Below are 26,408 nucleotides of genomic sequence, written 5' to 3'. Positions count from 1 at the left end.
TGCGCTGCCTAGCCCGCGAGCAGCTCGATGTGGCGCTGTGCCTGACGAAGGGCGGAGATGAGGCGGTTTTGTCCGCGAACGAGCTGGGTTTTCGCAAAACCAAGCGTGTTTTCGTCAAAACCGTCCAGATCCGCTGCTTCTGCGATGGAAGGCAGCGGCGGGATCGTCAGGGCCGGATCGTGGCTGAAGCGGTTCACGCGGGTGAAGTTGATCGGCACGAGGATACGGGCGAGATCCTGGATCACGGTGTTGGCCGTTGCCCTGTCGATCTTGCCGGACTGGATGCCCGCATAGAAACTGTCGAGCGTTGAAGCCAGCGCATCGACCGCGTCCTTCGATGCCGACAGGTCAAAGCGGTCGCCGGCCTTGGCCTGATACTCGGCCACGGTCTGCGCGAATTCCTTCGCCGTGGCGCGCCAGTCAAACGGCAGGATCTCGGCATTCGCATTGCGAAGAACGGCAAGGAGATAGACCTTGATGTCGCGCAGGAGAATGTCCCTGTCGGCGATTTCCAGCGTGTCATTCTCGGTGTGCCAGGCAATGTTGCCGCCGCAGCCGCCCACCGTGTAATAGCCTTTCTCCTCACGCTGGACGTCCGGCATGGTCGACGACAGCATCAGGTAGCTGGAAATGCCGATATTGTTGAAGGAGTAATCGCCGGCGCGGTGCGGGCGCTCGCCTTCCATCGTTTTGCCGGCCACTTCGCCGATCACTTCAGCGAGGAAGTCTTCGGTTTCGCTCATCCGGCAAAGATTGATGAATTCGGTTGCCCAGCGGCAGCCCGGGCTGTCGCAGTTGACCTGCGAAACGGCATTCTGCTCGAGGTCCAGCGCAAAATTGTCGGAGAACCAGGTCGAACCGGCATAGCGTCCGGTGGAGTGGCCGGGCCACCAGCAGATGCGCACCGAGCGCTTCAGCGAACCGCGATTTTCCCAGAGAACGCGGGCGATTTCGAGCATGCTCGCATCACCGGTTGCGTTGTCGCCCACACCCACGTCCCAGCTGTCGAGATGGCCGTGCAGGAAGACGTATTTCTCCGGCTCTTCGGTGCCCTTGATGAAGACTTCCGGCAGTTTCGACGTGAACCAGCCCTCTTCCATCTCGGTGAAAAGCGTGACGCTGCCGCCCTTTTCCGCGATGGCGACCAGCGCCGCGCCGTCATCCTTGTTGACCGCCGCAGCGGCGATCTTCGGCTTGCGCGGCAGGTCGTCCAGATCCGGCGTGCCCCAGATGCTGGTGCAGATGCCCCAGTGGATGTCGACACCGGGATTGATGCCGATAACGCCGATGGCACCGATTTCCTCGAACTGGGAAACCAGGCCGGGGCTCGCAAAACCTTCGGAAATCACGATCTTGCCGCGCACGCGATCAGCGAGCTCCTGCGTGGTGTCCACCTTCTGCTCGAACATGTCGGTGATCATCGCGTTGTGATACGCGCCGACATAGACAAGTTCGCCCGTGACGCCATTGCTGGCGTCGACGCTGTATGCCGGCGGCTTGGCGCGGAACGTCTTGCCGTCAGCCTCGACGCGGGCCTGACCGGGCAGGCTGAGATAGAGGCTCGGCTCATGAACCGTGACCTCGACACCGAGCCTGCGCAGCCGTGAGACAATTTCGTCCATGCCGCGGTTCACATCGGTGGGGTGCTCGCGCTTGAAAGTCGCAAAGCTCTCGACCAGCCCCCAGGGTTCGTCAAGCGAGACGGAATCGAGAATTTGTTTTTCGAGATTGTTCATGCGCGAAGCTCCCATTTGTTTCATTCAGCGAAACAGCGTTTCGTAATGATGAAAAGCTAGCAGAGCGTTTGCGTGGCTGCAAGCGCTGGCCCAAGCATTGGGAAGCCAGGCAAACGAAAACAGCCCGCGGAAGCGGGCTGCGCATTTCGTGATTCTATTGTGCTCTTTTATCGCGCTCTGGGGGCTGGGTTCAGCCGGCGGAGCGGGCTTTGCTCTCGGCTTCGTCCTTGTCGGAACGGTGCAGCGACAGGCGCTGCGAAATTTCACCGGCTGCTGCCAGCACGGCCTGCATGTAAGCCTCGCGGCGCTCTTCATCGAAGCGCACGACTGCGCCGGCAACGGAAATCGCTGCAATAACGTTGCCATCGGCCGCAATGATGGGGGCCGCAACGGAGAAGGCACCTTCATCGAGATCGTTAATTGCGACATTGCATCCGTTCGCGCGAATGCGTTCCAGCGCTTGCCGGAGCTTTTCACGGTCGGTGATCGTGTAGGGGGTAAAGGCTTCCAGCGGGCTGGCGAGCACCTGGTCGATGATGCTCTTCTCGCTGAATGCGAGAATGCAGAGCGAACCGCCGCCAGCGTGAAGCGGGCCGTTGCGTCCCGCCTGCGCGAAAAGGCGAATTGAATGCAGGCCCTCGCGCGTCGCAACAACGAGCGAGCGCAATCCGTCGCGCACGACGAGATTCACGTTCTCGGAGGTCCGGTCGCGCAGCGCATCCATCACCGGCCGCGCAGCAGACAGAAGGCTGCCTTCGCGGCCCACGCGTTCCCCCAGCACGCCAACCCGATAGCCGAGCGAGTAGACGGCGCGCTCCGGATCCCGGAACACGAAGCCGCGCTCTTCGAGCGTATGCAGCAGGCGGAAGACAATGGACTTCGTCAGGCCAAGCGATTTTGCGAGCGCTGTGACCCCCTGATCCGGCTGGTCGGCGAGTGCTTCAAGGACAAGCAATGCGCGGTCGACAGCAGCGATCCTGTAGTCCTTGGGGGCTGTCTCGTTCATGGCTGCGCTCCTGTTTCTCGCATTATCGTTGTCTGCTGCACGGTTGCAATATTGCAGATTTGTGATTTACTCAACGGAAATAAGAAACAATGTTTCACACAATAAAACAATGAGGGGCGATGAAATGCGTGTTGCTTATGTCGTACCGGGGCCGATGTCCAAGGGGCCGATGGGGCTGAAGGAGATGAAGCGGCGCGAAGCGCTGCTGAATGCGTGGGCATTCACCGGCACCGAAGTGTCGGTCATTGATGTTGTGGACGGACCAGCATCAATCGAATCCGCTTATGAAGAGGCGCTGTGCATTCCTGCCACGATCGACGTGATCATGCGTTGCGAGCGCGAAGGATTTGATGCCGCGATTATCGGCTGTTTTGGCGATCCGGGCCTGGAGGCCGCGCGTGAACTGACGACCATGCCGGTTGTTGGCCCATGCGAAAGTTCGCTGCTTCTGGCTGCCAGCCTGGGGCACAAGCTCTCCGTGCTGACCATCTTCGAAAGCATGGTTGCCGGGCAGGAGCTGCTTGCCTACCGGGCGGGTGTCCTTGAAAAGCTCGCTTCCGTGCGGGCCACGGGCATTCCCGTTCTGGAGCTGATGAAAAACCCGGATCAGACGCGCGAGAAGCTGATCGAGACGGCAACGCTTTGCGTGAAGCAGGACCGTGCCGACGCTCTGTTGTTCGGCTGCATGACGATGTCGTTTCTGGATCTTGCGGACGAGGTGTCCGCCGCCGTGGGCGCGCCGGCCATCAATGCCGGCAAGGCCGCGCTAAAGCACGCGGAAACGCTGGTTTCCATGGGGCTCTCCCACTCCAAGACAGCCTATCCGATGCCCGCCAAAATGCGGGCCGGCCAGTCCTTCGAGGCGCTGCGGGTGGCCTGAGCCTGCGCGCCGACAAGACAACGACAAAAATCTTCAGAGGAGAAGCAGGATGATACCAATGCGCAGAGCGGTTGTCTCGACCGCGTTTCTCGCCCTTCTTGCCGGGACGCCGGCATTTGCCGGCGATCAGATCAGAACCATCGACCTGTTCACCCGCCCGCAGGCGGCCCAGCCACAGGAATTCCAGTCGATCCAGCTCATTGCGCAGGAGTGGCGCAAGCTCGGTCTCGATGTGAATGTGCGGGTCATGCCCTGGGAGCAGATGTCGGACGTCGTCTGGTATCAGCGCGACAACTGGGACGCCACGGCCTGGCAGATGGTCGGTCGACCCGAGCGCTCGGACCCCGATGAGATCGTCTTTAACCTGTTCCATTCGACCACGGCGGACAAGGGTTACAATTTCATCGGTTACCTGAACCCGGAATACGACACGGTCGTTGAAGCCGAGCGGGTCGAGATCGACGAAGCCAAGCGCAAGGAGCTGATCGACAAGGCGCAGGAGATCCTCGCCGCCGACCAGCCCAACATGATGCTTGTTCATCCCAAACAGACATTCGCGTTCGACAAGACGGTCTGGGACCCGGCCTCGGTTGTCGAGCAGAGCGGCATTGGCATTCGCAACACGTGGACGTTCATGTCGCTGACGCCGGTTGGCGAACAGAAGGACATCATCCTCAACTCCGGCGACAATGTGCAGGCGATCAACCCGCTCTACATCTCCGGCGGCGTGGACAGCTGGGTGTTCGAACTGGTCTATGACCGGCTCGTGCGTGTCGGTCCCGATGGCCTGCCCAAGGCCTGGGCGGCCGAAAGCTATGAGTGGAAAGACGACAAGACCATCGCGGTGACGCTGCGCGAGGGCATGAAGTGGCATGACGGCGAGCCTGTGACGCCGGAAGACGTCAAATTCTCCTTCGAGACCGCCGTCAGCGGTGAAGCGCCGATGTATGCGCCATTCGCCACTAATATCGAGAATATCGCGATTGACGGTTCCACGATCACCTTCACGCTCAAGCAGCCGGCGGCGTCGTTCGTCACGTCGAGCCTGGCGAAGATCAATCTCATTCCCAAGCATGTCTGGGAGCCGATCATCGCCGATCTGAAGACGAAGGAAGAGAACGCGGAAAGCTATCAGGAAGAGACACCCATCGGTTCCGGGCCGTTCAGGTTCGAGCGCTGGCTCACCAATGAGGAAATCGTTCTTTCCGCCAACAAGGATCACTTCAACGCACCGAAGGCCGAGCGCTGGATTCTGCGCATCGTGCCGAATGTTGAAGCGGCGCTGGGCATGCTGCGCTCCGGCGAGATCAACTTCCTCGCCGAATTCTCCGGTGATCCGCAGGTGCTGTTGCAGGCAGCCGAGCAGGATGGCGATCTGGAAACCGTTTCGACCGTCGAGATGGGCTTCCGTTATGTCGCGTTCAACAACCGCCGTCCGCCCTTCGATGATCCGGCATTCCGCCGCGCGCTTTCTTCGGCCGTGGACCGTCGCCTGATCGTCAAGGCTGCCTATCGCGGTTACGCCGAGCCTTCCAACTCCGTTGTCTCTCCCGCGCTGGGCTTCTGGCACAATGAAGCGGTGGTCGAAGGCTTCGAGGCTGGCCACGATGTGGCGGTGAAGATCCTTGAGGATGCCGGCTACACGCTCGAGGGTGACCGCCTGCATTATCCCGGCGACCAGAAAGAAACGCTGGCCGAATAACGCCCTGACAGGCGCACTGTCACGGTGCGCCTGTCTCCTCCCGACGCGCCACGCTGCCGCGCCCTGCGGTGACGCGGCCAGAATTTTCGCGCCGAGACAAGGGAAGCCTGTTCATGTCCCATTTGAAGGCGATGGCCAGCAGAGCGCTGCAACTCGCTCTCGTCCTCTGGGCGGTCGTCACGATCCTGTTCCTCATGTTCCGCCTGATGCCGGGCAATCCGATGGCGGCCTATATCGACCCCACCTTCACTGTGGAACAGCAGGAAGCGCTGATGGCGCAGTTCGGCCTCGACAAGCCATTGTGGGAGCAATACCTCATCTATCTCGGCAATCTTCTGCAGGGTGAGCTGGGCCAGAGCTTTCGCTATCGCGAGCCTGTGGCCGAGCGGCTGATGACGCTCCTGCCCAACACGCTCATTCTCACATTCTCTTCGCTTATCGTGGCCTACACTTTCGGCATTCTTGCCGGCGCGTATCTTGCCTGGCGGCGCGGAAGCGTCGTGGAGAACACGGCAATTCCGCTGGTTCTGACGACGCGCGCCATGCCTGAATTCTGGCTCGGGATGGTGCTGCTTGCCGTGTTTTCCTTCTGGCTCGGCTGGTTTCCCGCCGGCGGCACACGGCCGGCCGGCGCCAGCTATGACAGCTTGTGGGCGCTTTACACCTCGCGGGAGTTCCTGAGCTATCTGGCGCTCCCGGCCCTGACATTGGCGATTTACAGTCAGGGACTGCCGCTTCTTCTGATGCGCTCGAACATGCTGGATGTGATGAAGGAAGACTTTGTCACCATGGCCCGCATCAAGGGACTGTCCAACTGGTCGGTCGTGGTGCGCCATGCCGCGCGCAACGCGCTGTTGCCGGTCATGACATCCTTCGCCATCGCCGTCGGCTACCAGCTTCAGGGAAATGTGGTCGTTGAATCCGTTTTCTCCTGGCCGGGGCTTGGACGCGAACTCGTCAATGCCGTCTCGGCATCCGACTATCCGCTGGCGCAGGGCGCGTTCCTGATGATCGCCGTGGTGGTCATCCTGATGAACCTCATCGCCGACCTTCTTTATTCCCTGCTCGACCCGAGGATCAGCCATGCTTGATACCACGCTTCCCAGGCCGGGTTTCGTCGCGCGCTTCTTTCGCAGCCTGCGTCTGCCTTTGAACGACCCCTTCGCCGTTGCCGGCCTCGCCATCTATGCGATCTTCATCCTGACCGCGATCTTCGCCGACGCCATTGCGCCATACGATCCGACAGAGATCCTCTACACGCCCGATTACGATCTGGCCGCCGATCTGCGTCCGGGTGAAGACGGCTTCATTCTCGGCACCACCAGCCTTGGCCGGGATATCTTCTCGCAGATTGTTTACGGCACGCGTTCCGCGCTGCTTATCGGACTGACAGCGGCCTTCATGGTGGCGCTGATCGGATCGATTGTCGGGCTGGTTTCCGGCTATTTCGGCGGCTGGGTGGATGCGCTTTTGATGCGGTTGGCAGATGTGGCGTTCGGCATACCCTTCCTGCCCTTCGTCATCGTGCTTGCCGCCTTCCTTGAACCGTCGATCTGGAACGTCGTCATCGCCATGGCGCTCGTTCTGTGGCGCGACACGGGGCGGGTCATCCGCAGCCAGGTCCTGACGTTGCGGTCCCGCAGCTATGTGGATGCGGCAAGGGTTTCAGGCTCTTCGGATTTCAAGATCATTCTGCGGCACATCGCGCCGAACATCCTCCCGCTTTCCTTCCTTTACGGGTCCATCGCCATCGGCTGGGCCATTCTGACGGAGGCGTCGATTTCGTTTCTCGGCTTTGGCGATCCCCAGTCGATCAGCTGGGGCTACATGCTGCAGGACGCCTTCGCCAGCCAGGCGCTCGCGAAGCAGGCCTACTACTGGTTTGTGCCTCCCGGCGTCTGCATCATCCTCGTCGTGTCTGCGGGCTTCTTCATTACCCGTGGCTATGAAAACCTCCTGTTTCCGAAGCTTGGCCGATGACTGAAACACTGCTTTCCGTTCGTGATCTCAAGGTCAGCTATCAGGTTGGCAAGGGTTCAATCGATGCTGTCGATGGCGCGAGTTTCGACGTGCCGCGTGGCTCCATCGTCGGTCTCGTTGGCGAGTCCGGCTGCGGCAAGACCACCGTCGCCAGAGCGCTGACAAGGGTGATCGCCGACAATGCGAGCATTACCGGCGGTCAGATCCTGTTCGACGGACAGGATATTGCGGCGCTGCCCGAACGCGAGATGAATGCGCTGCGCTGGCGCGACATCGCGTTCATTCCGCAAAGCGCCATGAACTCGCTCGATCCCGTCTACACGGTCGAATATCAGCTCAACGAGGTGCTGCGGCGACGCGGTGGGCTGGGGCGCAGGCAAGCGCGGGCGCGCTGCGAAGAACTGTTCGAGATGGTTGGCATCGAAGCCGGCAGGCTTGGCGACTATCCGCATCAGTTTTCCGGCGGCATGCGCCAGCGCGTGGCCATCGCTCTGGCCCTTGCGCTCAATCCCAAGCTGGTGATTGCCGATGAACCGGTGACGGCGCTCGATGTGATCGTTCAGCGGCAGATCCTCGACCAGCTGCGCGAACTGCAATCGATGCTGGGCATTTCGGTGATCCTCGTCACGCATGACATCTCGGTCGTCGCCTATGTCTGCGACCGGACGGTGGTGATGTATGCCGGGCGCATTGCCGAAGCCGGCCCGATGGACGCCGTTCTGATGGAGCCGTCGCATCCCTACACAATGGGACTGCGCAATGCGTTTCCCGATCTGAAAGGAGCGGCAAGCGGTGTGCTGACGCCCATTGAGGGCGCGCCGCCCAATCTCGCCTTTCCACCACCGGGGTGCCGCTTTGCGCCCCGCTGCCCGTTCGCAGTGGAGACCTGCACCACGCAGCAGCCGGCGCTCGGCATGGTCGCGCCTGACCATCGGGTCAGCTGCCACCGGGCGGATGAAGCCGCGAAGCTGCGGCAGGAGGCGGCCCGCACCGAAACATGGCTCGCAGACGCATGAGGTTGGCTGTGTCGAAACCACCCAAGCCGCTGGTCTCCGTCAAGGATGCCCAGCTCCATTACCGGGTCGGCAGCGCCTTTTCGGCGATGCGTGGCCACTCCTCCGTCGTCAAGGCGGTGGACGGTGTGACATTCGAGATCCAGAAGGGCGAGAGTGTCGGCCTTCTGGGAGAATCCGGCTGCGGCAAGACCTCCATGGGGCGGCTGCTTCTCAAGCTTGAAGAGGCGACCGGTGGCGAGATTGAGTTCGCCGGCGATGCGCTTTCCGGTCTGAAGGGACCGGCGCTCAAGCGTTATCGCGCCAAGGCGCAGCTCATCTTCCAGAACCCGTTCGAAGCGGTGAACCCACGCTTCACGATCCGTGCCACACTGGCCGAACCGCTGGAGAATGCCGGCATTCCGGCAGCCGAACGTGAAGGGCGCATCATCGAAGCGTTGGAACTCGTGCGCCTGCCACAGCCACAGCAATATCTTGACCGGTATCCGCACCAATTATCGGGCGGCCAGTTGCAGCGCGTGGTGATGGCGCGGGCGCTCATCCTGCAACCGGACTTCGTGGTTGCGGATGAACCGGTTTCGATGCTCGACGTGTCGGTGCGTGCAGGCGTTCTGAACGTGTTTCGCGATGTGCGCGACCGGCTGAACCTGACTGCGATCTACATCAGTCACGACCTGGCCCTTGTGCGGTATGTCTGCGAGCGAACCATCGTCATGTATCTGGGCCGCATCATGGAAGATGGACCGACCGAGGACATCGTCCACGAGCCGCTGCACCCATACACCAAGGCGCTGGTGGCGGCCGTTCCGGTGCCGCATCCCGACCAGAGCCATGATCCGCTTCCCATTGGCCGTGGTGCGCCTGATCCACGCAATCCGCCTTCGGGTTGCGTGTTCCGAGACCGTTGCCCGCTCGCTTTCGACCGTTGCGCCAAAGAAGCGCCGGCGCTGCGTCCGGCGGGCAGCCGCAAGGTCGCCTGTCATCTTTTCTGAGCTGTCACCGTCAGGACTGGACGAAACAATGCTTGCAGCTTTCTACACGCGCACAGGGCCGGCCCGGGAGGTGCTTGAACTTGGCGAACAGGCCGTACCTGTTCCGGCCAAGGGCGAGGTTCTGGTGCGGGTGCGTGCATCGGGCATCAATCCCGCCGACGTGAAACGCCGGGCTGGCTGGCGCGGCATGGCGATGGAACACGCATTGGCGATCCCGCACACGGATGGCGCAGGCGAAATCGCCGATGTGGGCGCGGGCGTGGACCGCACGCGCGTCGGCGAGCGTGTCTGGCTCTGGAACGCGCAGGGCGGCTACGGAACCGCAGGCAGGCCGTTCGGAACGGCTGCGGAATATGTGGCGATCCCTGCCGATCAGGCGGCGCCGCTTCCCAAAGGATTGAGCTTTGAGGACGGAGCGTGTCTCGGCGTGCCGGCGATGACGGCCTATCGCGCGGTCTTCGCCGATGGGCCGGTGGAGGGTCAGACGATACTGGTCAATGGCGCTGCGGGTGCGGTTGGTCATTTTGCGGTGCAGCTTGCCAGGGCCGGCGGTGCGTGCGTCATCGGGACCGTGAGCAGTGACGAGGCGGCGAGCCATGCCCGGAGAGCCGGCGCAAGCGAGATCATCGACCGCAAGCGCGAGGATGTTGTCGCGCGCGTTTTGGACATAACGGAGGGCGAGGGGGTCGACCGCATCATCGAGGTGGACTTTGCCGCGAACCGGCTTGGCGACATCGCCATTCTGAAAGCCAACGGGACCATTGCTTCCTATTCGTGCAGCAGCGATCCCGAGCCCGTTCTCCCCTATTACGCCTTCGCCAACAAGGGTGCGAACCTGCGCTTCATTCAGGGCTTCAACATTCCGTCTGCTTTCCGGCGCGCCGGAGAGGCGATGCTGACCCGTCTTGCCGAGGAGGCGCGTCTGCACGTTGCCATCGGCGCTACCTACCCCCTCCGCGAGATCGCGGATGCCCATGAGCATGTCGAGCGCGGAAGCCTCGGCAATATCGTTGTCAGCGTGTGACGAAGCGACGTCGCACCGGCCATTGATAAGGAAAGCAAATGCTTCAATCCTCGCCATCCACCCCACCGCCCGAGTGCGACATGCCGGTCTGCGACCCGGTGTCGCTGGAGATCATTCGCGGCGCAATCGCCGCCGCGCAGGCCGAGATGGAAGCGCTTCTGGAGCGCACCGCGATTTCCGCGTTTATTCGCGAGAAGAAGGACTTTTACACCGCGCTGTTCGATGCAGACGGCGTGATGGCCGTTGGTTCGATGGTGCCGATCTTCGGCGACATGACCGGTCCGGTTTTCGAAAAATTTCCCGCCGATACGATGCAGCCGGGCGACCTCTACTGGTACAATGACTGCTACGGTTCGCGCGGTGCGGTTTCGCACTCAAACGATCAGGTTCTGCTCGCACCGGTGTTCCGCAATGGCCGACGCTGCGCCTTCGTGATGAGCTGGGCGCATTTTGCCGATATCGGCGGCATCCGCCCGGGCTCGATCAGCCCGGATGCGACCGAGATCTTTCAGGAAGGCATCATTGTTCCCGTTACGAAGCTGATCGATGCGGGGCAGACCAACGAGGCCGCGCTGTCGATCTTCCATCGCAATTCGCGTTTTCCCGAACAGAGCAATGGCGACATGCGCGCCCTGATGGCGTCCGTCGATCTTGGTGTTCGGCGTGTCGGTGAAATCATCGACCGGTTCGGCGCTGATGTGGTTGCCGATGCATTCGACCAGCTGCTTGCCCGCACACGTCGTCTGGTGCGCACGAAACTGGCCGAGACCTTCGATTACGGTACGCATAGTTTCACCGATGCCATTGATGGCGACGGGCACGGAAACGGGCCGTTCAAGATCCGTTTTTCGCTCTCCCGCGAGAAGGGCAGCGACGGGGAAGACCGTTTCACCTTCGATGCAACCGAGACAGACGATCAGGCTCCCGGCCCGGTCAACTATCTCATGAATGAGGGTGTGCCGGGCATGGCGCTCGGCCTCTATTATCTGGGTGGCGACCCGGCGCAGGTCTGCAATGCGGGTGGCCCGAACGCCATCGATGCGGTCAAGCTGCGCGAAGGTTCGCTGCTTGCGCCGCGTTTCCCCGCACCTCTTGGCATGCGCGGACTGACGGCGATGCGCGTCATCTCCGCCATGAGCGGGCTGGTGAATGTTGCGAAAGGCGAAGCGCCGGCTGCCAATTCGGCCTATGTGATCAGCATCATGCGCGGCAATTTCCGCAATGAAGCGGGCGAGCTGGAGCGTTTTCTTCTGGCAGACGGGATTGGCGTCGGATACGGCGCGCGCCCCGATGCCGATGGCATCGATGCGGTCTATTTCGTCGCGCAGGAAAACTATCCGGTCGAATTCCTCGAACTTGGTTATCCGGTGCGGTTGCGCACCTATGGCATCGCGCAGGACTCTGGCGGCGCAGGACGCCACCGCGGTGGTTGCGGCATCGTGCGCGAATACGAGGTGATGGCCGAGGACGCGGTGCTGGCGGTTCGCATCGACAGTGTGAAGAACCCTCCCTGGGGCATCGATGGGGGTCAGGGTGGCGGTTCCGGCCGGGCCATCGTCAATCCGGGAACCGACCGGGAGCAGGTTCTGGCGCCGCTTTCGGACGGCAACAGGCTGGTGCGCGGCGACATTCTGCGCATCGAGACCGGCGGCGGCGGCGGCCATGGCCATCCCTTCGACCGTCCGGTCGGCAAGGTGATCGAGGATGTTCTGGGCGGGTTCGTCAGCCCTGAAGCAGCCAGAAGCCTTTATGGCGTGGTGATGGAAGGCAACCGGGTGGACGCCGATGCCACCGTTGCCGCCCGCGCCGAACGTCCTGCCCACCGTCGTTTCCATCGTCAGGAGTATGTCGATGTCCTCAGCTGAATCTTCCCTCGCCATCGCTGTCGATATTGGTGGCACCTTTACCGACATCTCCCTTCTCGACCGGTCGAGCGGAAAAGTGTGGCGGGCCAAGACGCCCAGCGTGCCGCAGGATCCTTCAGAGGCCTTTCTGACCGGCATAAGACTGGCGCTCGCGGATGCGGGCGCGGAGGCGAGCGAACTTGCCCGCGTGCTGCATGGCACGACCGTCGCCACCAACATGATACTTGAGGGCAAGGGCGCGCGTACGGCGCTTGTCACCACACGCGGCTTTCGCCACGTGCTCGCCATCGGCCGGCAGGACATCCCGCGCAAGGCCAATCTCTACAACTGGGTGAAGCCCGAGCGCCCCGTTCCCGCATCGCGGATCGTCGAGGTGGATGAACGGCTTGCGGCAGGCGGAGCGGTTCTGGAAACGCTTGACGAAGACAGTGTCAGGGAGGCGGCGAGCGCCATTCGCGCCATGAATGTGGAAGCCGTTGGTGTCTGCCTCATGCATGCGTTCGCCAATCCCGCGCATGAAAGGCGGGTGGCCGAAATTCTGCGGGAGGAACTGCCGGACATTGCGGTGACGATCTCGACCGATGTGCTGCCCGTGGTGCGTGAATATGAGCGTTCGCTCACCACTGCGCTGAATGCTGCGGTGATGCCGGGTGTCACAAGCTATGTGGGCCGGCTGGAACGCCGGCTCGAAGATGAAAAGGTCGCCGCCCCGCTGCTTCTGATGAAGTCGAATGGCGGAGTGGCCGGTGCGGCGGCAATCCGCGAAGCGCCAGCGCTTACGGCGTTGTCGGGGCCAGCGGCCGGGGTGGTCGGTGCACGCGCGATTGCCGCCGCATGTGGCATTCGCGATCTGATCACCGTCGATATCGGCGGAACCAGCGCCGACATTTGCCTGATCAAGGATGGCCGGATCGATCTCACGCAGCATGGCAAGGTCGGCGACTGGCCGCTTCCGCTGCCGATGGTGGACATGGTGACGATTGGTGCCGGCGGCGGATCGATTGCCGCCGTCGAGGACGCGACCCTGACCGTGGGGCCACGCAGCGCCGGCGCAAGGCCGGGGCCTGCGGCCTATGGCCATGGGGGGCAGGATGCGACCGTCACCGATGCCCATGTGGTGCTTGGTCATCTGCCTGAGAAGCTGCTGGGCGGGCGCATGGGCCTTGATGTCGAGGCAGCGCGCGAGGTGGTGCGAAAAGGGGTCGCCGAACCGCTGGGCCTGTCGCTCGAGGCAGCAGCGCGCGGCGTTCTCCAGATCGTCGACAACCATATGGTTGGCGCTGTTCGTGTGGTGTCCGTCGAGCGCGGGCACGATCCGCGGCACTTCACACTGGTGCCCTTCGGCGGGGCGGGCCCGCTGCATGGCTGCGCCCTTGCGGAGCTGTTGGGCATTTCGCGCGTGATGATCCCGCCCGCGCCGGGTGTGCTTTGTGCCGACGGGCTGCTTGCAGCCGATCTCAAGGCCGAGTTCAGCCGGACCCTGCCAAAAGCCGGGGCGATTGATGTCGTGACCGCGAAAGGCATTTTCGGGGAGCTTGAACAGCAGGCCGATGCGTGGCTGACGGTGGAGGGCGTTCCCGAAGACAAGCGGCAGACGGATCGCGTGGCGCTGTTGCGCTATTACGGGCAGGGTGGCGAAATAGCGATCCCCTGGGCGGAAACGCGCGAAGTCGTGGAAGAGGCTTTCACCGCCGAACACAAGGCGCTCTACGGTTTTGCGCTTGATGCGCCAATCGAGCTGGTCACGCTACGGGTTGAGGCCACGGGCCTGACATCGGAACCGCCGCGTGACGGGCTTCAACCGGGTGGTCCCCTTGAAGCTTACGATCATGCGCCGGTGCAGTTTGCCAATGGTGCCCGTGACGTTCCGCTGATCGACCGCAACACAATCGGGGCCGGGACACGCTTCGATGGACCGGTTATCCTCACGCAGCTCGACACAACGATTCTCGTGCCGCCGGGCTGGACGGGCGAGGCGCATGCGGTTGGAGCGATCATCCTCACACGACAGGAAGGAGCGGCTGTATGAGTGCTTCTGACGACGAATTGCAGAAAGTCTTCGAGCATGTGGACGCCAACAGCGAGGCGTTTATCGCGCGGGTGATGGACTATGTGAGCCATCCGAGCATCAGCGCTCACGACATCGGCATTCGCGAGGTCGCCAATCTGCTCGTCGACATGCTGAAAGGGCTCGGCATGGAGGCGGAAACGGTTGCGACAAAGAACCATCCGATGGTTCTTGCCAGGCGCGATGTCTCACCCGACAAGCCGACCATCCTGCTCTACGGTCACTATGACGTTCAGCCGCCGGACCCGCTTGAGCTGTGGGACAGCCCGCCCTTCGAACCGACGATCCGCAACGGAAGGATCTATGCGCGGGGCATTGGCGACAACAAGGGCCAGCACTTCGCCCAGATTCTCGCCATCGAGTCCCATCTGGCCGTTCATGGCGATCTTCCGTGCAACATCATCTTTCTATTGGAAGGCGAGGAGGAGATTGGCAGTCCGCACATTGCCGACTTTGTGCGCGAACATGCGGATCGCCTGCAGGCCGATCTTGTGGTGACCTCGGACGGGCCGCTGCATGAGACGGGGCTGCCGGTGGTCACGTTTGGCGTGCGTGGTGTGGCGGGGTTTGAACTGAGGGCCAAAACAGCCGGGCGCGATGTTCACTCCGGCAATTTCGGCGGTGTCGTGCCGAACGCCGCCTGGAAGCTGGTCCATCTCCTTTCGACGATGAAGAACGCCGCAGGCGAGATCACCATCGAAGGGCTGACGGAACCGGTAATCCCGGCGACGAACTCGGAGCGGGAGGCGATCTCGAAAATTCCGCTCGACGTGGAGGAGGTCAAGGCCGAACTCGGACTGGCCGAACTGGATGGTCCGCTGGAGCGGGGCTATTTCGACCGCCTGATGTTCCACCCGACCCTGACGATCAACGGCTTTCACAGCGGCTATGACGGACCGGGCATGAAGACGGTTCTGCCCTGCGAGGCGTTCGTGAAATGCGATATCAGGCTGGTTGAGCCGCTGACGCCGGACTATGTTTTCGAGAAGGTGGCCGCGCATGTGGAGCGTCACGCGCCGGATGTCGAATTCATACCGCTGAACGGCATGCTTCCTTCCAAGACGCCGATGGACTCGCCCTATGCGGAGGCGATCAGCAAGGCCGTGAAGGCCGCGCGCGGCGTGGAGCCGCTGCTCTATCCGACGGTTGGCGGCAGCCTGCCGGATTATGTCTTCACGAAGATCCTGAAGAAGCCGGCTTTCGTGGTGCCCTATGCGAATGCCGACGAAGCCAATCATGCGCCCAACGAAAACCTCGAGATTGAGCGCTTCATTGATGGGATCAAGACGGGTGCTGCGCTGCTGACCGAGATCGGCCGCATGCGCTAGCTGTCAGTGTTGCTTGAATGAAGGGCGCACCGTGCCTTGAAGCCGGTGCGCCCTTTTTCATGCGATGAGACCGCGCTTACATGAAATCACGGGGAATGGATTTCTCGTAGGTTTTCGAGAACAGCGGCTGGCCGTTCTCGAAAGCGCTCACGCGTGCGCTGACAAGCCATTGATCGCGCGTGCAGGAAAGTGTCGACGTGATCTTCGTGACGGCTTCCCAGCCCGGCCGCGACTGGATCGTGGTCCATTTGATGTCGGCGCGCATGGATTGCGGATCGTCAGGCGAGATGGACCAGTCCTCGTCGCGGATTTCCTGCATCTGAAGCCCGTGGACCGGATGCACTTCCGCGCCGGTGTCTTCCTGCAGCCGGTAGTGCGTGACGCCGGCAATCAGATCCCTGACCACTTCGCGCCTGCTCTTTGCCGGGGAGGGCATGTCGTATTTTGGCAGGGGATCGGGGTTGGCCGGTTCGGGCAGGGTGATGCGCTCATGCGCGCCGAGAAGGGGCATGGAAAGACGCAGGCTGCCCGTGTCTATCGTCAGGCCCGGCGCATCCGGGGACGGCAGGATGAGCGGCCAGTATGATGTCGAGAGCGCAATCTTGATCCGGTGACCGGGGCCAAAGCGATAGCCCATATTGTCGAGCTGCATGCGGATGCGGGTGGGCTCGTCATGCGGCATGGCTTCCGGCGCAGCGTTTCCGTTGCGGTGGGCAAGGTTGAGAACGCCATAGCAGACGCGGGTTTCCGTGCCGTCGGGATGCACGTCGATGATCCGCGCGGCGAGGTTTTCCCAGTCGGCGCTGCACCGCACGTCCAGAACGAGTTCCGGCATGCCGAGATAGACCGCCTCTTCCTCAAGCGGCGCAGTCTCGAAGCACAGCGAACCGCCATTGTCGATCCGCTGGTCGCCGGCGAGCTCCGGGCCGGGCGCGGTGGTGAACCAGTCGCCGGCCGCTGTGCCCGTGTCGAGCGGGGAGCGCAGGAAGTGCTGGCCCGTTCCGCTGTTTGCTTCGCCGAGAGCAAGCGCGCCGCCAGCCGAGACGCCGTAAAGGTCGTTTTGCGGCGTCTCCCAGCGTTGCTTGGCGACCCAGAAGCCGGGGTCCACTTCGCGGCGCAGAAGCGGGCGTGCGCCGTCAATGATGTAGGCGCGCATCTGCGGCAGGTTTTCCGCACCCGTGTCGCCATCCTCAAGCCAGTGTTTCCACCAGGCGATGGCCTCGGCGTGGAAATCGACGCGGGGTCTGGGCCATGCGAAGTGCGGGTATTTGTGAACCCAGGGGCCGATCAGCGCCTTGGCCGTATCGCCGATGCCCTCGATCGCCTTGAGCGGGGTGTTGCGATAACCGTCGGCCCAGCCGGCGATGACCAGCGAAGGAACGGTGACGTCGGCAAAATTCTCGCAGATGGAGCCCTGCTGCCAGTAGGCGTCGCGGCGCTGATGCGCGAGCCATTCGGCCATGAAGAAAGGTTCGTTCTCCAGCCGGTCCAGCCACATCTCGCGCCAGCTCTCGCCGGCCACGGCAATGTCGGGCGAACGGGACTGGTAAGCGAGCATGGTTCCCGCCCAGGAGGCCTGTGCGGAAAGCTGCGTGCCATTCTTGTAGTGGATGTCGTCGTTGTAGCGATCCGTGGTGGAGGCAATGGAAATCACCGCCTTGAGCTGCGGCGGCCGGAGCGCTGCGACCTGAAGGCCGTTGAAGCCGCCCCAGGAAATTCCCATCATGCCGACATTGCCGTTGGACCAGGGCTGTGCGGCGATCCATTCGAGGATTTCGCAGGCGTCGGACAGCTCGCGTGGCGTGTATTCGCCGTCGATCACGCCTTCGGATTCGCCGGAACCACGAATGTCGACGCGCACGCCGGCAATGCCTGCTGCGGCAAAGACCGGATAGGTGGATTCATCGCGTGCTTCCGTGCCGCCCCGCTTGCGATAGGGCAGATATTCGAGAACCGCCGGCACCGGGCGGTCCTGCGCGCAATCGGGCATCCAGATGCGGGTCGCCAGACGCGTGCCGTCCCTGAGTGTGATCCAGTGATCTTCGGATGTCGTGAAGCCTTGTTGCGACATGATGAACCTTCTTGAGTTGGGTATGCGTGTCGCCCGGTGATCTCCTTGATCGCCCGGGCGACGGGTCAGTTGTCGGCGCTCTCGATCTGACGGGTGGAGAGCACCTCTTCGAGCCAGCCAAGCCGCATCTCCGGCACGGATTTGAGCAGGAGATCGGTGTAGGCGTCGAAGGGAGGGCTGAGCGCCTCGGATTTCGGTCCGAAGCGGACGAGGCGGCCGCGATGCATCACGGCGACGCTGTCGGCGATGGCGCGCACGATGGCGATGTCATGGGTGATGAAAATGTATGACAGGCCCCGTTCTCGCTGCAGTCCGGTCAGCAGTTTGAGGATGCCGTCCGCCACCAGCGGATCGAGCGCCGAGGTGGGCTCGTCACAGATGATCAGGTCCGGTTTTGCCGCCAGCGCACGGGCGATGGCCACACGCTGTTTCTGCCCGCCGGAAAGCTCTGCGGGATAGCGGTCGATGAAGCCCTGGCCCATCTCGATCTGATCGAGCAGCTCACCAACGCGCCGGCGCTGTCCGGCACCGCGCAGCCCTTCGTAAAAGCGCAGCGGACGGCCGATGATCTGACCGACGGTCTGGCGCGGATTCATCGCCGTATCGGCCATCTGGTAGATCATCTGCATGCGGCGCAATTGCTCGCGCGTGCGGTGCTTCAGCTGCGGCGGCAGTGTTTCGCCATCGAAGCGGACGTCGCCCGTATTCGGGGCGAGGAGGCCGGTCGCGACACGGGCAAGCGTCGATTTGCCCGAACCGCTCTCGCCAACGATGGCGAGCGTCTGCCCTCTGGGCACGTGAAGGGACACATCGTGCAGCACGGGTGTCGGGCCATAGGCGGCGTTGATGCCCGCCATTTCGAAGAAGCGGTCCGACTGCTCCGCAGCCTCGGTGTGGCGCACCGCACGCACATTCACCAGATCGCGCGTGTAGTCTTCATCCGGGTTCTCGATGATCTTGCGCGTGTCGGCATGTTCCACGGTTTCCCCATGGCGCAGCACCATGATGTCGTCGGCCACCTGCGCGACAACGGCAAGGTCGTGCGTGATGTAGAGGGCCGCCGTGCCGGTCTGCTCTATGGCGCTCTTGATGGCAGCAAGCACGTCGATCTGAGTGGTCACGTCGAGCGCCGTGGTAGGCTCGTCGAACACGATCAGTTCCGGCTCGGGGCAGAGCGCCATGGCTGTCATGGCGCGCTGAAGCTGACCGCCGGAAACCTGATGCGGGAAGCGGTTGCCGAAGGTTTCGGGTTCCGGCAGACCCAGCAGGCCGAAGAGGCGCACCGCACGGGCGCGCGCCTCGTCTGCGGTGGCAAGGCCATGGCGCAGCGTGGCCTCGATCACCTGATCCATGAGCCGGTGGGCCGGATTGAACGAGGCTGCCGCCGACTGCGAGACATAGCAGACCCGCGCACCGCGCACGCCGCGTATGCCCCGGCGGCCGAGACCCAGAATGTCTTCGCCATCGAGAAGAACCCTGCCGCCGGTGATCTTCACGCCGCCGCGCCCATAGGCGAGTGCGGCGAGGCCGATGGTGGACTTTCCGGCACCCGATTCACCGATCAGGCCAAGCACCTTTCCGCGTTCCAGATCGAAGCTCACGCCCTTGACGATCTCGATTTTGCGCGGCGGCTCGCCCGGCGGGTAAGCGGTTGCGCCGATGCGCAGATCGCGCACCTGCAACAGGGGCCTTTTGTCGGTTTCGAGGGGCTTATCCATCGCCGCGCCCTCCTTTCAGGCTTGATGTGCGCTTCAGGAGCCAGTCGACCACCAGATTGATGGAGACGGTGAGCACGGCAATCGCCGCGCCCGGCACGAGCGCTGCGGAGACACCGAAAATGATGCCATCCTTGTTGTCCTTGACCATGCCGCCCCAGTCGGCGGTTGGCGGCTGAATGCCGAGACCGAGAAACGAGAGGGTGGAGATGAACAGAACCGCAAAGGCGAGCCGCAAACCGAACTCCGCCAGAAGCGGGGTCAGGGCATTGGGCAGGATTTCGCGGAAGATGATCCACAGCGTGCCTTCGCCCCGCAGCCTTGCGGCCTCCACGAAGTCCATCGTGGAAAGATCGAGCGCCAGCGCGCGGCCGAGACGGAAGACGCGGGTGGCGTCGAGCACGGCCATGACCAGAATGAGAACGGTCATGTTCTGGGGCAGCGCGCTCAGGACGATGAGAGCGAAGATCAGCGTCGGGATCGACATCAGGAGATCGTTGATGCGCGACAGACCGACATCGACCGGTCCGCGCATGGCGGCGGCGGCGAAGCTCAGGAACGAGCCGAGCGAGAAGGCCAGCACCGTGGACACGAAGGCGACGAAGAGCGTCGTGCGCGCGCCATAGATCAGGCGGGACAGGAGATCCCGGCCAAGATTGTCGAGCCCGAGCAGGTATTCCGCACTGGATGGGGCCCAGGGATCGCCGACGATCTGGTTTTCGCCATAGGGCGCAAGCCACGGCGCAAAGAGGGCGCAGATCACGGCAACGGTGATACCCGCCATGCCGATCCACGCGGAGACCGGAATAGAGCGCAGTGTCTGTTTCATCGCGGGTGCCTCAGACGGGGATTGGCGAGGACGGAGAGAATGTCCGCGGTCATGTTCAGGAGAATGTAGATGGCGGCAAACACCAGCCCGCAGGCCTGCACGACGGGCAGGTCACGCACGGTCACCGCATCGACCATGTATTGCCCCATGCCCGGGTAGACGAAGACCACTTCGACCACCACAACACCGACGATGAGATAGGCGAGGTTGAGCGCCACCACATTGATGATCGGCGCAAGCGCGTTTGGCGTTGCGTGACGCAGGATGGCGCGCCAGCGGCTGAGCCCCTTGAGCGCGGCCGTTTCCATATAGGCCGAATCCATCACGTTGATGATCGCTGCGCGGGTCATGCGCATCATGTGGGCGATGACCACGAGCACCAGCGTTGCAACGGGCAGGGCGATGGTCACGAGTTTCGCGCCAAGCCCCATGCTCGCATAGACGGTCGCGGGGAAGGCGGCGACGGGGTTTTTGACCACCAGCCACAGGATCAGCAGATAGGCGACGAAGAACTCGGGCAGCGACACGGCGGCGAGCGAGAACAGGTTGATGAGCCTGTCGATGAGGCGGTCGCGATAAAGCACGGCGATGAGGCCAAGCCCGATGGACAGGGGCACCGCGATGATGGCGGCTGCGCCGGCGAGCAGCAGCGAGTTGCTGAGCCGGCTGCCGAGCTGCGCGCCGATATCCTGGCCACTGGCCCAGGAGTGCCCGAAATCGCCATGCAGAAGGCCGGCGACCCAGTCGAGATAGCGCGCATAGGCGGGCGCATCGAGGCCCAGTTCCGCGCGGATATTGGCCACGGCCTGCGGTGTTGCGGCCTGTCCGAGATAGGTTGTTGCGAAGTCGCCGGGCAAAGCTTCAATCCCGCCGAAGATCAGCAGGGAGCTGGCCACGAGGAGGACAAGGCTCAGAAGGAGCCTTCCGACGATGCGGGTTGTCAGCGGATAGCGGCCATGCAGCCGCGCGAGGGGAAATACCGGAATGTGATCATTCATGTGTCTGATTGGTCGGACGCGCGCAGGCTGCTGGAAGGAGCCCGCGCGGCGTCTCCGTTTCAGGGATTAGGCGGCAAGCCAGAGGCGGCTGGCGATCTGTCCGTTGGACAGGTCGTTGCCCAGATCGTCGACCCAGCCCTTCACGTTCTTGGCCTGTGCGTTCAGATAGTTGTTGAACACGGGCAGGATCAGACCGCTGTTGTCGCGCACCATCATCGCCATTTCCTGGTACAGCGCAGCGCGCTTTTCCTGATCGGTCTCGGCGCGCGCCTCGAGCAGCTTCCTGTCGAAATCCGGGTTCTTGTACCGGGTGTCGTTCCAGGTGGAGGTGGAAAGCTGCGTGGTGGTGTAGCGAATGTCCTGGGTCGGACGACCGCCCCAATAGGAAGCGCAGAAAGGCTTCTTGTTCCAGACATTGGACCAGTAGCCATCATCAGGCTCGCGCTTGATGTCGAGCGTGATGCCGGCTTCCTTGGCCGTCGACTGGAAGAGCACGGCGGCATCCACCGCGCCGGAGAATGCGGCATTGGAGGTGCGCAGGCTGATGGGGCCTTCGTGGCCGGATTTCTTGTAGTGGAACGCGGCCTTCTCGGGATCGTATTCGCGCTGCGGGATGCCCGTGGGCGAAAGCGCGTAGGCGTCGTTCACCGGGTAGTCATTGCCGAGCGTGCCATAGCCGCCAAGGATGTTGTCGAGCATTGCCTGACGGTCGACGGCGAGCTTGAGCGCCATGCGCAGGTCGTTGTTGTCGAACGGCGCGGTGTCGCCGTGCATCAGGAAGGAATAGAAGCCCTTGCCCGGTGTGCTGAGGGTTTCGACATTCGGCGCGCGCGACAGGAGCTTCATCGTCTTCGGGTCGAGCGAATTAATGAAGTGCACCTTGCCGGAGGAAAGCGCTGCAATCCGCGCCGTGTTGTCGTTGATGACGAGGATCTCGACACTGTCGACGAAACCGCGGTCTTCATTCCAGTCATCTTCGTTGCGGGTGAAGGTGATGCGGACGCCGGGCTCGAAACTCTCCAGCTTGTAGGGGCCGGTGCCGATCACGTTTTCCGGGTCGTCCATGCCGCCATTCTGCTGGATCTGCAGGTGGTAGTCGGTCAGGAGAAGCGGCAGGTCGGCATTGCCGTTCTTGAGGGTGATCACCAGATCGCCATTCTGCTCTTCGATCCGCTCGATGTCCTCGAGAAGGCCGAGGGCGGCGGATTTGGAGTCCTTGTCGGAATGGCGGCGCAGCGTCTGCACCACGTCGTTCATCGTAAGCGGGCTGCCGTCATGGAAGCGCACATCCTGACGCAGTTTGAAGGTCCAGACCTTCGCGTCTGCGGACGAGCTCCAGCTTTCGGCGAGCGAAGGCAGCGCCTCGCCGCTCTGGGGATCGGTGGTCACCAGACGGTCGCCCCAGGTGAAGCCGACCACGAACATGGTGCTGCCGGAATAGGTGCCGGGGTCGAGAATGTCGGTGGTCTGGCCGCCGTCGAGGCCGAGCTTCAGATGCCCGCCGCGCTGGGGCTTTTCATCGGCGGCACGTGCGTTTGAAGGCAGAAGGAGGCCGGAAGCGCTCAGCACGAACCCTGCAGCGGCAGCAGAACCCAGAAAACGGCGTCGGCCGAGGTCTTGCACATTGTTGTGAGATGTCTTGCAGGTGGCGGGTATGCGATTTTTCATCCGAGCGATTTTCCTTCGTTTTTCTTGTCGTCGTGCGGTCCCGGCGGCGATTTTCATGGCAAAACCGTCCCCGGTGCATGAAATGCGGACGGGGATTCGCGCTGGGATTGTTTGAGGTGGGACGTGTGTAGGAGGGTTGCGATTGCGTCTCAATTTCGTATGTTGACGCTAACTGACGCTAGTTGAAGCTATTTCGCCTGTTTATGTTCACTGATCGCACCAATTTTGCCGCGAACCTGCGCTTCGCATGCAGCACGCATCCATCCGTTGCGGGCGTGTGCCGCGAAATCGGGATAAACCGGCAGCAATTCAACAGATATCTTTCGGGCCAGACCCTGCCATCTGCGTACAATACGGGCCTTATCGCGCGTTATTTCGGCATTTCGGCGGAAGATTTCGAATTGTCGGAAATGCGCTTCAGGGCCATGTTCGAGTCCCCCGATGGCGCCGGTCCGCGCGCGGCGGACACGCCTCTGAGCGAGGCTTTTCCGGGTGACATGCGCCGATTGCGCGCATATCTCGGTTATTACGAACTTTTTCACAAAAGCCTGTCCTGGCCGGGCAAAATCGTGCGCAGTTGCGCCCGGCTGCGTGAGCGCGACGGTCAGGTGGAGGTGAAAACCGTCGAGCGCATGTACGATCAGGAACAGGAGTTCCGGCAGGTCTCCAAATATCTGGGACAGGCTGCTTTCTGGCGCAACCGGCTGTTCATCGTGGAACGCGGGCTGGGGCAGCAGCCCATTGTCTGCGAAACGATCCTGATGCCGTTCGGCGAATATCAGCGCAACTATCTGCGCGGGGTTACCATCGGCGTGTCCTGGCGGCGCGAAAACCTGCCTTATAGCGGGCGAACGATCTGGCGTTCCGTCGGGTCCGACCCGGACCTGCGGCGGCTGTTGCAGAGCTGCGGCGTCCTGTCGGAAAAATCGCGCAAACTGCCGCTGCCTGTCCGGCGTTATCTAAACGAACCGGAAAACGAGGCCGTGACTGCCTCCTGAGGCTGGGCGGCTAGAGGCCGGACAGAGCGAGAATCTCCTCGGCTGTCGCTTCATTCGTGATCAGGCAGTTCACCAGCCTGCCGCGCAGCGCGGCGCGAATGGCGGTGACGCGGCTTGATCCCGCCGCCAGACAATAGACGCGCCGTCCCTTCCGTCTTGTGAGCGGCACACTGTTCACCCGGTCATTGGCCAAACCCTCGATCAGGCGGCCTTCCGCGTTGAAGATCCAGCCGGTCATCTCGCCCACCGCCCCGGCCGCGATGTAGCTGTCGACCTCCTTCTGCGACATGAGCCCGTCGACCAGAAGCGGGGCATCGGGGCCGATATTTCCAAGCCCGACAAAGGTGACTTCCGCCTCCCGCGCAAGCCGGTGTATCTGCTTCACCGTATCGAGCTCACGATAGACTTCGCGCTCCCGCGCCGAGCGGGCATAGATGGGGAGCGGCATGGGGTAGTGCCCGGCATTGATCCGGTCTGCCAGCCGCACGACCACGTTGAAGCGGGTCGAGAGGCCGCCGGGCATCATGTGCCCGAGCAGGGCCACCACTGTGTGGTCCGGGCGGTTCATCGGCGTCAGCTCTTCCACGCAGGCGCGCAGGGTGCGGCCCGTGCCGACGGCGATCACCCGCCCGCGCACGGCGGAGAGTTCGCGCTCCATGGCCCGCGCGCCGGCTTCGGCCAGTCCCGCAACCGGGCTCGTCTCGCCGGGAGCGGAGGGAACCACGTCGCAGGCTTCCAGCCCGAAGGCGCGGGTCAGCCGGTCCGCCAGTTCCATGCAGCGCATGATGGGATGTTCCAGACGAATCCGGATCAGTTTTTCGCGCAGGGCCATGGCGACGAGCCGCTGCGCCGTCTGCCGCGAAACACCCATGGTTCTGGCGATTTCGTCCTGCTTGTAGCCGGCGATGTAATAGAGCCAGCCGGCCCGCGCGGCGTCGTCCAGCCGTTCCGAATAATTGTCGCCTGTGGAATTTCTCATTTTGAAAAACGCAGCCTTTTCAATTCTTTGGAATGCGTCATCGGCTGCACGAAGCAGCCGGTGAGCATTTGCCCAGCATGACCGACAAATGTCTCAGGCCTGTAACAATGGACGCCTAATTCCTCGGCCATGTCGCTGCCCGGCAAACCAGCCACCGATGTTCTGGGGCGCAAGTGGCGACGTCACCAGATCCCGATGGAGAACGACATGCCGACCTTTTTCCGAACCGCAGCCGCCCTCGGCCTTGCCGGGCTGCTGACCACAGTGGCCCAGGGCGCGCTCGCTCAGGACAAGACCTCGATCGAGTGGTGGTACGCCAATGGCGGCCGCATCGAAGAGGCCATCCAGACGATGATTTCCGACTTCAACGAGAGTCAGGACCAGTATGAGGTCGTCGGCGTCCGCAAGGGCAATTACGAGGAAACCTTTGCTGCGATGATCGCGGCCTACCGGGCAGGCAAGCATCCGGCCATCATTCAGGCGACCGAGCGCAGCGTTCTGACCATGCTGCACTCCAACGCCATCGTGCCGGTGAACACGCTGATGGAAGACAATGGCATCGACATGAAGAAGGATGATTTCCTTCCTTCCGTCGCCGCCTATTACGTGGTCGACGACAAGGTGAACGCACTGCCGTTCAACTCGTCCACCGGCATCATGTGGTACAATGCAGACCACTTCAAAGCCGCCGGTTACGACACCCCCGCCGAGACGTGGGACGCCTTCGAAGAGCAGCTCTACGCCCTGAAGGACAAGGGTGTCACCGAGTGCGCGATGGTCCTGAACTCGGATTATGTCTGGTCGCTGATCGAGGCCTATTCCACCATCAACGATCAGCCTTTCGGCACGCAGGCCAATGGCCGCGACGGGCTCGACACTGAGTATGTCTATAACACCACCATGGTGACCAAACAGGCCGAGCGCCTGAAAAAGTGGGTCGATGACGGCATCGTCCAGCTTTCGGGGCAGGGCGCATCGCCAAGCCAGCTCTTCAACTCCGGCACCTGCTCCACCTGGTCCGCTTCCACCGCAAGCCATGCAGGCGTGGAAGCCGAGGCGCAGTTCGACTGGAGCGCGACGATGCAGCCCTACGAGGCCGGTGTCGAGCCGAAGAACTCGAACCTTGGCGGCGCTGCCCTGTGGGTACTGAAAGGCAAGGAAGACGCCGAATACGAAGCGGCGGCTGCCTTCCTGGAATATGTCGCACAGCCTGACACGCAGGCCTGGTGGAGCGCAACGACCGGCTACATTCCGGTGACGCATGCAGCCTATGACAAGCTGAAGACGGACGGCTTCTTCAAGGAGCACCCGACCCGCGAGATCGCCCTCTTGCAGCTCACGCGCGGCGGTGAGCCGAGCGACAACTCCTGGGGCATGCGCTTCGGCAATTCCAACCAGTGGTGGGCGGTGATTCAGGAAGAACTGCAGGCTGCCTTCACCGGCCAGAAGACCGTTCAGGAAGCGCTTGATTCCTCCGTTGAACGCGGCAACAAGATCCTGCGTCAGTACGAGCAGCTCAATGCCGGCGTCAATTAATCCGGCACATCAAGGAGGGC

General features: G+C 62.5%; 20 protein-coding genes. 12 read left to right on the top strand and 8 right to left on the bottom strand.

Annotated features, from left to right (window positions below):
* Positions 1 to 8: 8 nt before the first annotated feature.
* Together ACRTG1_RS01555 and ACRTG1_RS01550 are read right to left on the bottom strand one after the other, a co-directional pair.
* Positions 9 to 1,736: a M28 family peptidase gene (locus ACRTG1_RS01555; protein WP_432515618.1), complete on the bottom strand. Its 1,728-nt coding sequence runs from the start codon at positions 1,734 to 1,736 to the stop codon at positions 9 to 11.
* 190 nt (positions 1,737 to 1,926) lie between these two features.
* Complete coding sequence (locus tag ACRTG1_RS01550) at positions 1,927 to 2,742, bottom strand: IclR family transcriptional regulator (RefSeq protein ID WP_432515617.1); 816 nt, start codon at positions 2,740 to 2,742, stop codon at positions 1,927 to 1,929.
* Between ACRTG1_RS01550 and ACRTG1_RS01545 the strand changes: the two genes are divergently transcribed.
* The 10 genes from ACRTG1_RS01545 to ACRTG1_RS01500 all read left to right on the top strand — a co-directional run bounded on the left by ACRTG1_RS01545 (position 2,741) and on the right by ACRTG1_RS01500 (position 15,594).
* Positions 2,741 to 3,622 (top strand): aspartate/glutamate racemase family protein, encoded by an 882-nt coding sequence (locus tag ACRTG1_RS01545; protein WP_297558721.1) that lies wholly within the window; start codon positions 2,741 to 2,743, stop codon positions 3,620 to 3,622. The two genes, ACRTG1_RS01550 and ACRTG1_RS01545, sit on opposite strands and share 2 nt — an antisense overlap.
* A 58-nt stretch (positions 3,623 to 3,680) precedes the next feature.
* Positions 3,681 to 5,324, top strand: coding sequence for an ABC transporter substrate-binding protein (locus tag ACRTG1_RS01540; RefSeq protein WP_206544944.1), 1,644 nt, complete (start codon positions 3,681 to 3,683; stop codon positions 5,322 to 5,324).
* 113 nt (positions 5,325 to 5,437) lie between these two features.
* Complete coding sequence (locus ACRTG1_RS01535) at positions 5,438 to 6,415, top strand: ABC transporter permease (protein ID WP_065818244.1); 978 nt, start codon at positions 5,438 to 5,440, stop codon at positions 6,413 to 6,415.
* Positions 6,408 to 7,304, top strand: a complete 897-nt coding sequence (locus tag ACRTG1_RS01530) for an ABC transporter permease (protein ID WP_083213120.1) — start codon at positions 6,408 to 6,410, stop codon at positions 7,302 to 7,304. Before ACRTG1_RS01535 ends, ACRTG1_RS01530 begins: the two co-directional genes overlap by 8 nt.
* On the top strand, positions 7,301 to 8,320 hold the full coding sequence (locus ACRTG1_RS01525) for an ABC transporter ATP-binding protein (protein ID WP_206544941.1): 1,020 nt from the start codon (positions 7,301 to 7,303) through the stop codon (positions 8,318 to 8,320). The genes ACRTG1_RS01530 and ACRTG1_RS01525 overlap by 4 nt, the downstream gene beginning before the upstream one ends.
* Positions 8,321 to 8,328: 8 nt before the next feature.
* Complete coding sequence (locus ACRTG1_RS01520; RefSeq protein ID WP_224873538.1) at positions 8,329 to 9,309, top strand: ABC transporter ATP-binding protein; 981 nt, start codon at positions 8,329 to 8,331, stop codon at positions 9,307 to 9,309.
* A 28-nt stretch (positions 9,310 to 9,337) separates the two neighbouring features.
* A complete protein-coding gene (locus tag ACRTG1_RS01515; RefSeq protein WP_432515616.1) occupies positions 9,338 to 10,333 on the top strand; it encodes an NADPH:quinone reductase in 996 nt (331 codons plus the stop codon).
* 38 nt (positions 10,334 to 10,371) lie between these two features.
* Entirely contained in the window at positions 10,372 to 12,198 is a 1,827-nt protein-coding gene (locus ACRTG1_RS01510) for a hydantoinase B/oxoprolinase family protein (RefSeq protein ID WP_206544939.1), read from the top strand.
* On the top strand, positions 12,185 to 14,227 hold the full coding sequence (locus ACRTG1_RS01505; RefSeq protein WP_432515615.1) for a hydantoinase/oxoprolinase family protein: 2,043 nt from the start codon (positions 12,185 to 12,187) through the stop codon (positions 14,225 to 14,227). Before ACRTG1_RS01510 ends, ACRTG1_RS01505 begins: the two co-directional genes overlap by 14 nt.
* Complete coding sequence (locus ACRTG1_RS01500) at positions 14,224 to 15,594, top strand: M20/M25/M40 family metallo-hydrolase (protein WP_432515614.1); 1,371 nt, start codon at positions 14,224 to 14,226, stop codon at positions 15,592 to 15,594. The genes ACRTG1_RS01505 and ACRTG1_RS01500 overlap by 4 nt, the downstream gene beginning before the upstream one ends.
* A gap of 76 nt (positions 15,595 to 15,670) precedes the next feature.
* On the opposite strand, the gene ACRTG1_RS01495 is transcribed toward ACRTG1_RS01500, so the two are convergent.
* The 5 genes from ACRTG1_RS01495 to ACRTG1_RS01475 all read right to left on the bottom strand — a co-directional run bounded on the left by ACRTG1_RS01495 (position 15,671) and on the right by ACRTG1_RS01475 (position 22,875).
* The gene (locus tag ACRTG1_RS01495; protein WP_432515613.1) at positions 15,671 to 17,665 is read right to left on the bottom strand and encodes a CocE/NonD family hydrolase; all 1,995 of its coding nucleotides are present in this window, start codon (positions 17,663 to 17,665) and stop codon (positions 15,671 to 15,673) included.
* Positions 17,666 to 17,730: 65 nt separating this feature from the next.
* Entirely contained in the window at positions 17,731 to 19,383 is a 1,653-nt protein-coding gene (locus tag ACRTG1_RS01490) for an ABC transporter ATP-binding protein (protein WP_206544935.1), read from the bottom strand.
* Entirely contained in the window at positions 19,376 to 20,209 is an 834-nt protein-coding gene (locus tag ACRTG1_RS01485; RefSeq protein WP_113156809.1) for an ABC transporter permease, read from the bottom strand. The genes ACRTG1_RS01490 and ACRTG1_RS01485 overlap by 8 nt, the downstream gene beginning before the upstream one ends.
* Positions 20,206 to 21,207 carry an ABC transporter permease gene (locus tag ACRTG1_RS01480; RefSeq protein WP_206548550.1) on the bottom strand — a complete coding sequence of 334 codons (1,002 nt, stop codon included), beginning with the start codon at positions 21,205 to 21,207 and terminating at the stop codon, positions 20,206 to 20,208. Before ACRTG1_RS01480 ends, ACRTG1_RS01485 begins: the two co-directional genes overlap by 4 nt.
* A 66-nt stretch (positions 21,208 to 21,273) precedes the next feature.
* Positions 21,274 to 22,875, bottom strand: coding sequence for an ABC transporter substrate-binding protein (locus tag ACRTG1_RS01475; RefSeq protein WP_206552855.1), 1,602 nt, complete (start codon positions 22,873 to 22,875; stop codon positions 21,274 to 21,276).
* A 203-nt stretch (positions 22,876 to 23,078) separates the two neighbouring features.
* Here ACRTG1_RS01475 and ACRTG1_RS01470 point away from each other — a divergent pair, with 203 nt between their 5' ends.
* Entirely contained in the window at positions 23,079 to 23,873 is a 795-nt protein-coding gene (locus ACRTG1_RS01470; protein ID WP_206548552.1) for a helix-turn-helix domain-containing protein, read from the top strand.
* A gap of 10 nt (positions 23,874 to 23,883) precedes the next feature.
* On the opposite strand, the gene ACRTG1_RS01465 is transcribed toward ACRTG1_RS01470, so the two are convergent.
* Positions 23,884 to 24,852 carry a sugar-binding transcriptional regulator gene (locus ACRTG1_RS01465; RefSeq protein ID WP_113156813.1) on the bottom strand — a complete coding sequence of 323 codons (969 nt, stop codon included), beginning with the start codon at positions 24,850 to 24,852 and terminating at the stop codon, positions 23,884 to 23,886.
* Positions 24,853 to 25,059: 207 nt separating this feature from the next.
* On the opposite strand from ACRTG1_RS01465, the gene ACRTG1_RS01460 reads away from it, so the two are divergent.
* Entirely contained in the window at positions 25,060 to 26,388 is a 1,329-nt protein-coding gene (locus tag ACRTG1_RS01460) for an extracellular solute-binding protein (protein WP_432515612.1), read from the top strand.
* The last annotated feature ends 20 nt before the right edge of the window (positions 26,389 to 26,408 follow it).

Origin of the sequence: Nitratireductor sp. PBL-C9, from assembly GCF_050877045.1 — a bacterium.
GTDB lineage: Bacteria > Pseudomonadota > Alphaproteobacteria > Rhizobiales > Rhizobiaceae > Nitratireductor > Nitratireductor aquimarinus.
This window is presented reverse-complemented; position numbering and strand designations above follow the sequence as displayed.

Excerpts from the sequence above, each read along its gene's own strand:
- ACRTG1_RS01555 (WP_432515618.1), bottom strand. The coding sequence starts at position 1,736 with ATGAACAATCTCGAAAAACAAATTCTCGATTCCGTCTCGCTTGACGAA.
- ACRTG1_RS01545 (WP_297558721.1), top strand. The coding sequence starts at position 2,741 with ATGGCTGCGCTCCTGTTTCTCGCATTATCGTTGTCTGCTGCACGGTTG.
- ACRTG1_RS01550 (WP_432515617.1), bottom strand. The coding sequence starts at position 2,742 with ATGAACGAGACAGCCCCCAAGGACTACAGGATCGCTGCTGTCGACCGC.
- ACRTG1_RS01540 (WP_206544944.1), top strand. The coding sequence starts at position 3,681 with ATGCGCAGAGCGGTTGTCTCGACCGCGTTTCTCGCCCTTCTTGCCGGG.
- ACRTG1_RS01535 (WP_065818244.1), top strand. The coding sequence starts at position 5,438 with ATGTCCCATTTGAAGGCGATGGCCAGCAGAGCGCTGCAACTCGCTCTC.
- ACRTG1_RS01530 (WP_083213120.1), top strand. The coding sequence starts at position 6,408 with ATGCTTGATACCACGCTTCCCAGGCCGGGTTTCGTCGCGCGCTTCTTT.
- ACRTG1_RS01525 (WP_206544941.1), top strand. The coding sequence starts at position 7,301 with ATGACTGAAACACTGCTTTCCGTTCGTGATCTCAAGGTCAGCTATCAG.
- ACRTG1_RS01515 (WP_432515616.1), top strand. The coding sequence starts at position 9,338 with ATGCTTGCAGCTTTCTACACGCGCACAGGGCCGGCCCGGGAGGTGCTT.
- ACRTG1_RS01510 (WP_206544939.1), top strand. The coding sequence starts at position 10,372 with ATGCTTCAATCCTCGCCATCCACCCCACCGCCCGAGTGCGACATGCCG.
- ACRTG1_RS01505 (WP_432515615.1), top strand. The coding sequence starts at position 12,185 with ATGTCCTCAGCTGAATCTTCCCTCGCCATCGCTGTCGATATTGGTGGC.
- ACRTG1_RS01500 (WP_432515614.1), top strand. The coding sequence starts at position 14,224 with ATGAGTGCTTCTGACGACGAATTGCAGAAAGTCTTCGAGCATGTGGAC.
- ACRTG1_RS01495 (WP_432515613.1), bottom strand. The coding sequence starts at position 17,665 with ATGTCGCAACAAGGCTTCACGACATCCGAAGATCACTGGATCACACTC.
- ACRTG1_RS01490 (WP_206544935.1), bottom strand. The coding sequence starts at position 19,383 with ATGGATAAGCCCCTCGAAACCGACAAAAGGCCCCTGTTGCAGGTGCGC.
- ACRTG1_RS01485 (WP_113156809.1), bottom strand. The coding sequence starts at position 20,209 with ATGAAACAGACACTGCGCTCTATTCCGGTCTCCGCGTGGATCGGCATG.
- ACRTG1_RS01480 (WP_206548550.1), bottom strand. The coding sequence starts at position 21,207 with ATGAATGATCACATTCCGGTATTTCCCCTCGCGCGGCTGCATGGCCGC.
- ACRTG1_RS01475 (WP_206552855.1), bottom strand. The coding sequence starts at position 22,875 with ATGAAAAATCGCATACCCGCCACCTGCAAGACATCTCACAACAATGTG.
- ACRTG1_RS01470 (WP_206548552.1), top strand. The coding sequence starts at position 23,079 with ATGTTCACTGATCGCACCAATTTTGCCGCGAACCTGCGCTTCGCATGC.
- ACRTG1_RS01465 (WP_113156813.1), bottom strand. The coding sequence starts at position 24,852 with ATGAGAAATTCCACAGGCGACAATTATTCGGAACGGCTGGACGACGCC.
- ACRTG1_RS01460 (WP_432515612.1), top strand. The coding sequence starts at position 25,060 with ATGCCGACCTTTTTCCGAACCGCAGCCGCCCTCGGCCTTGCCGGGCTG.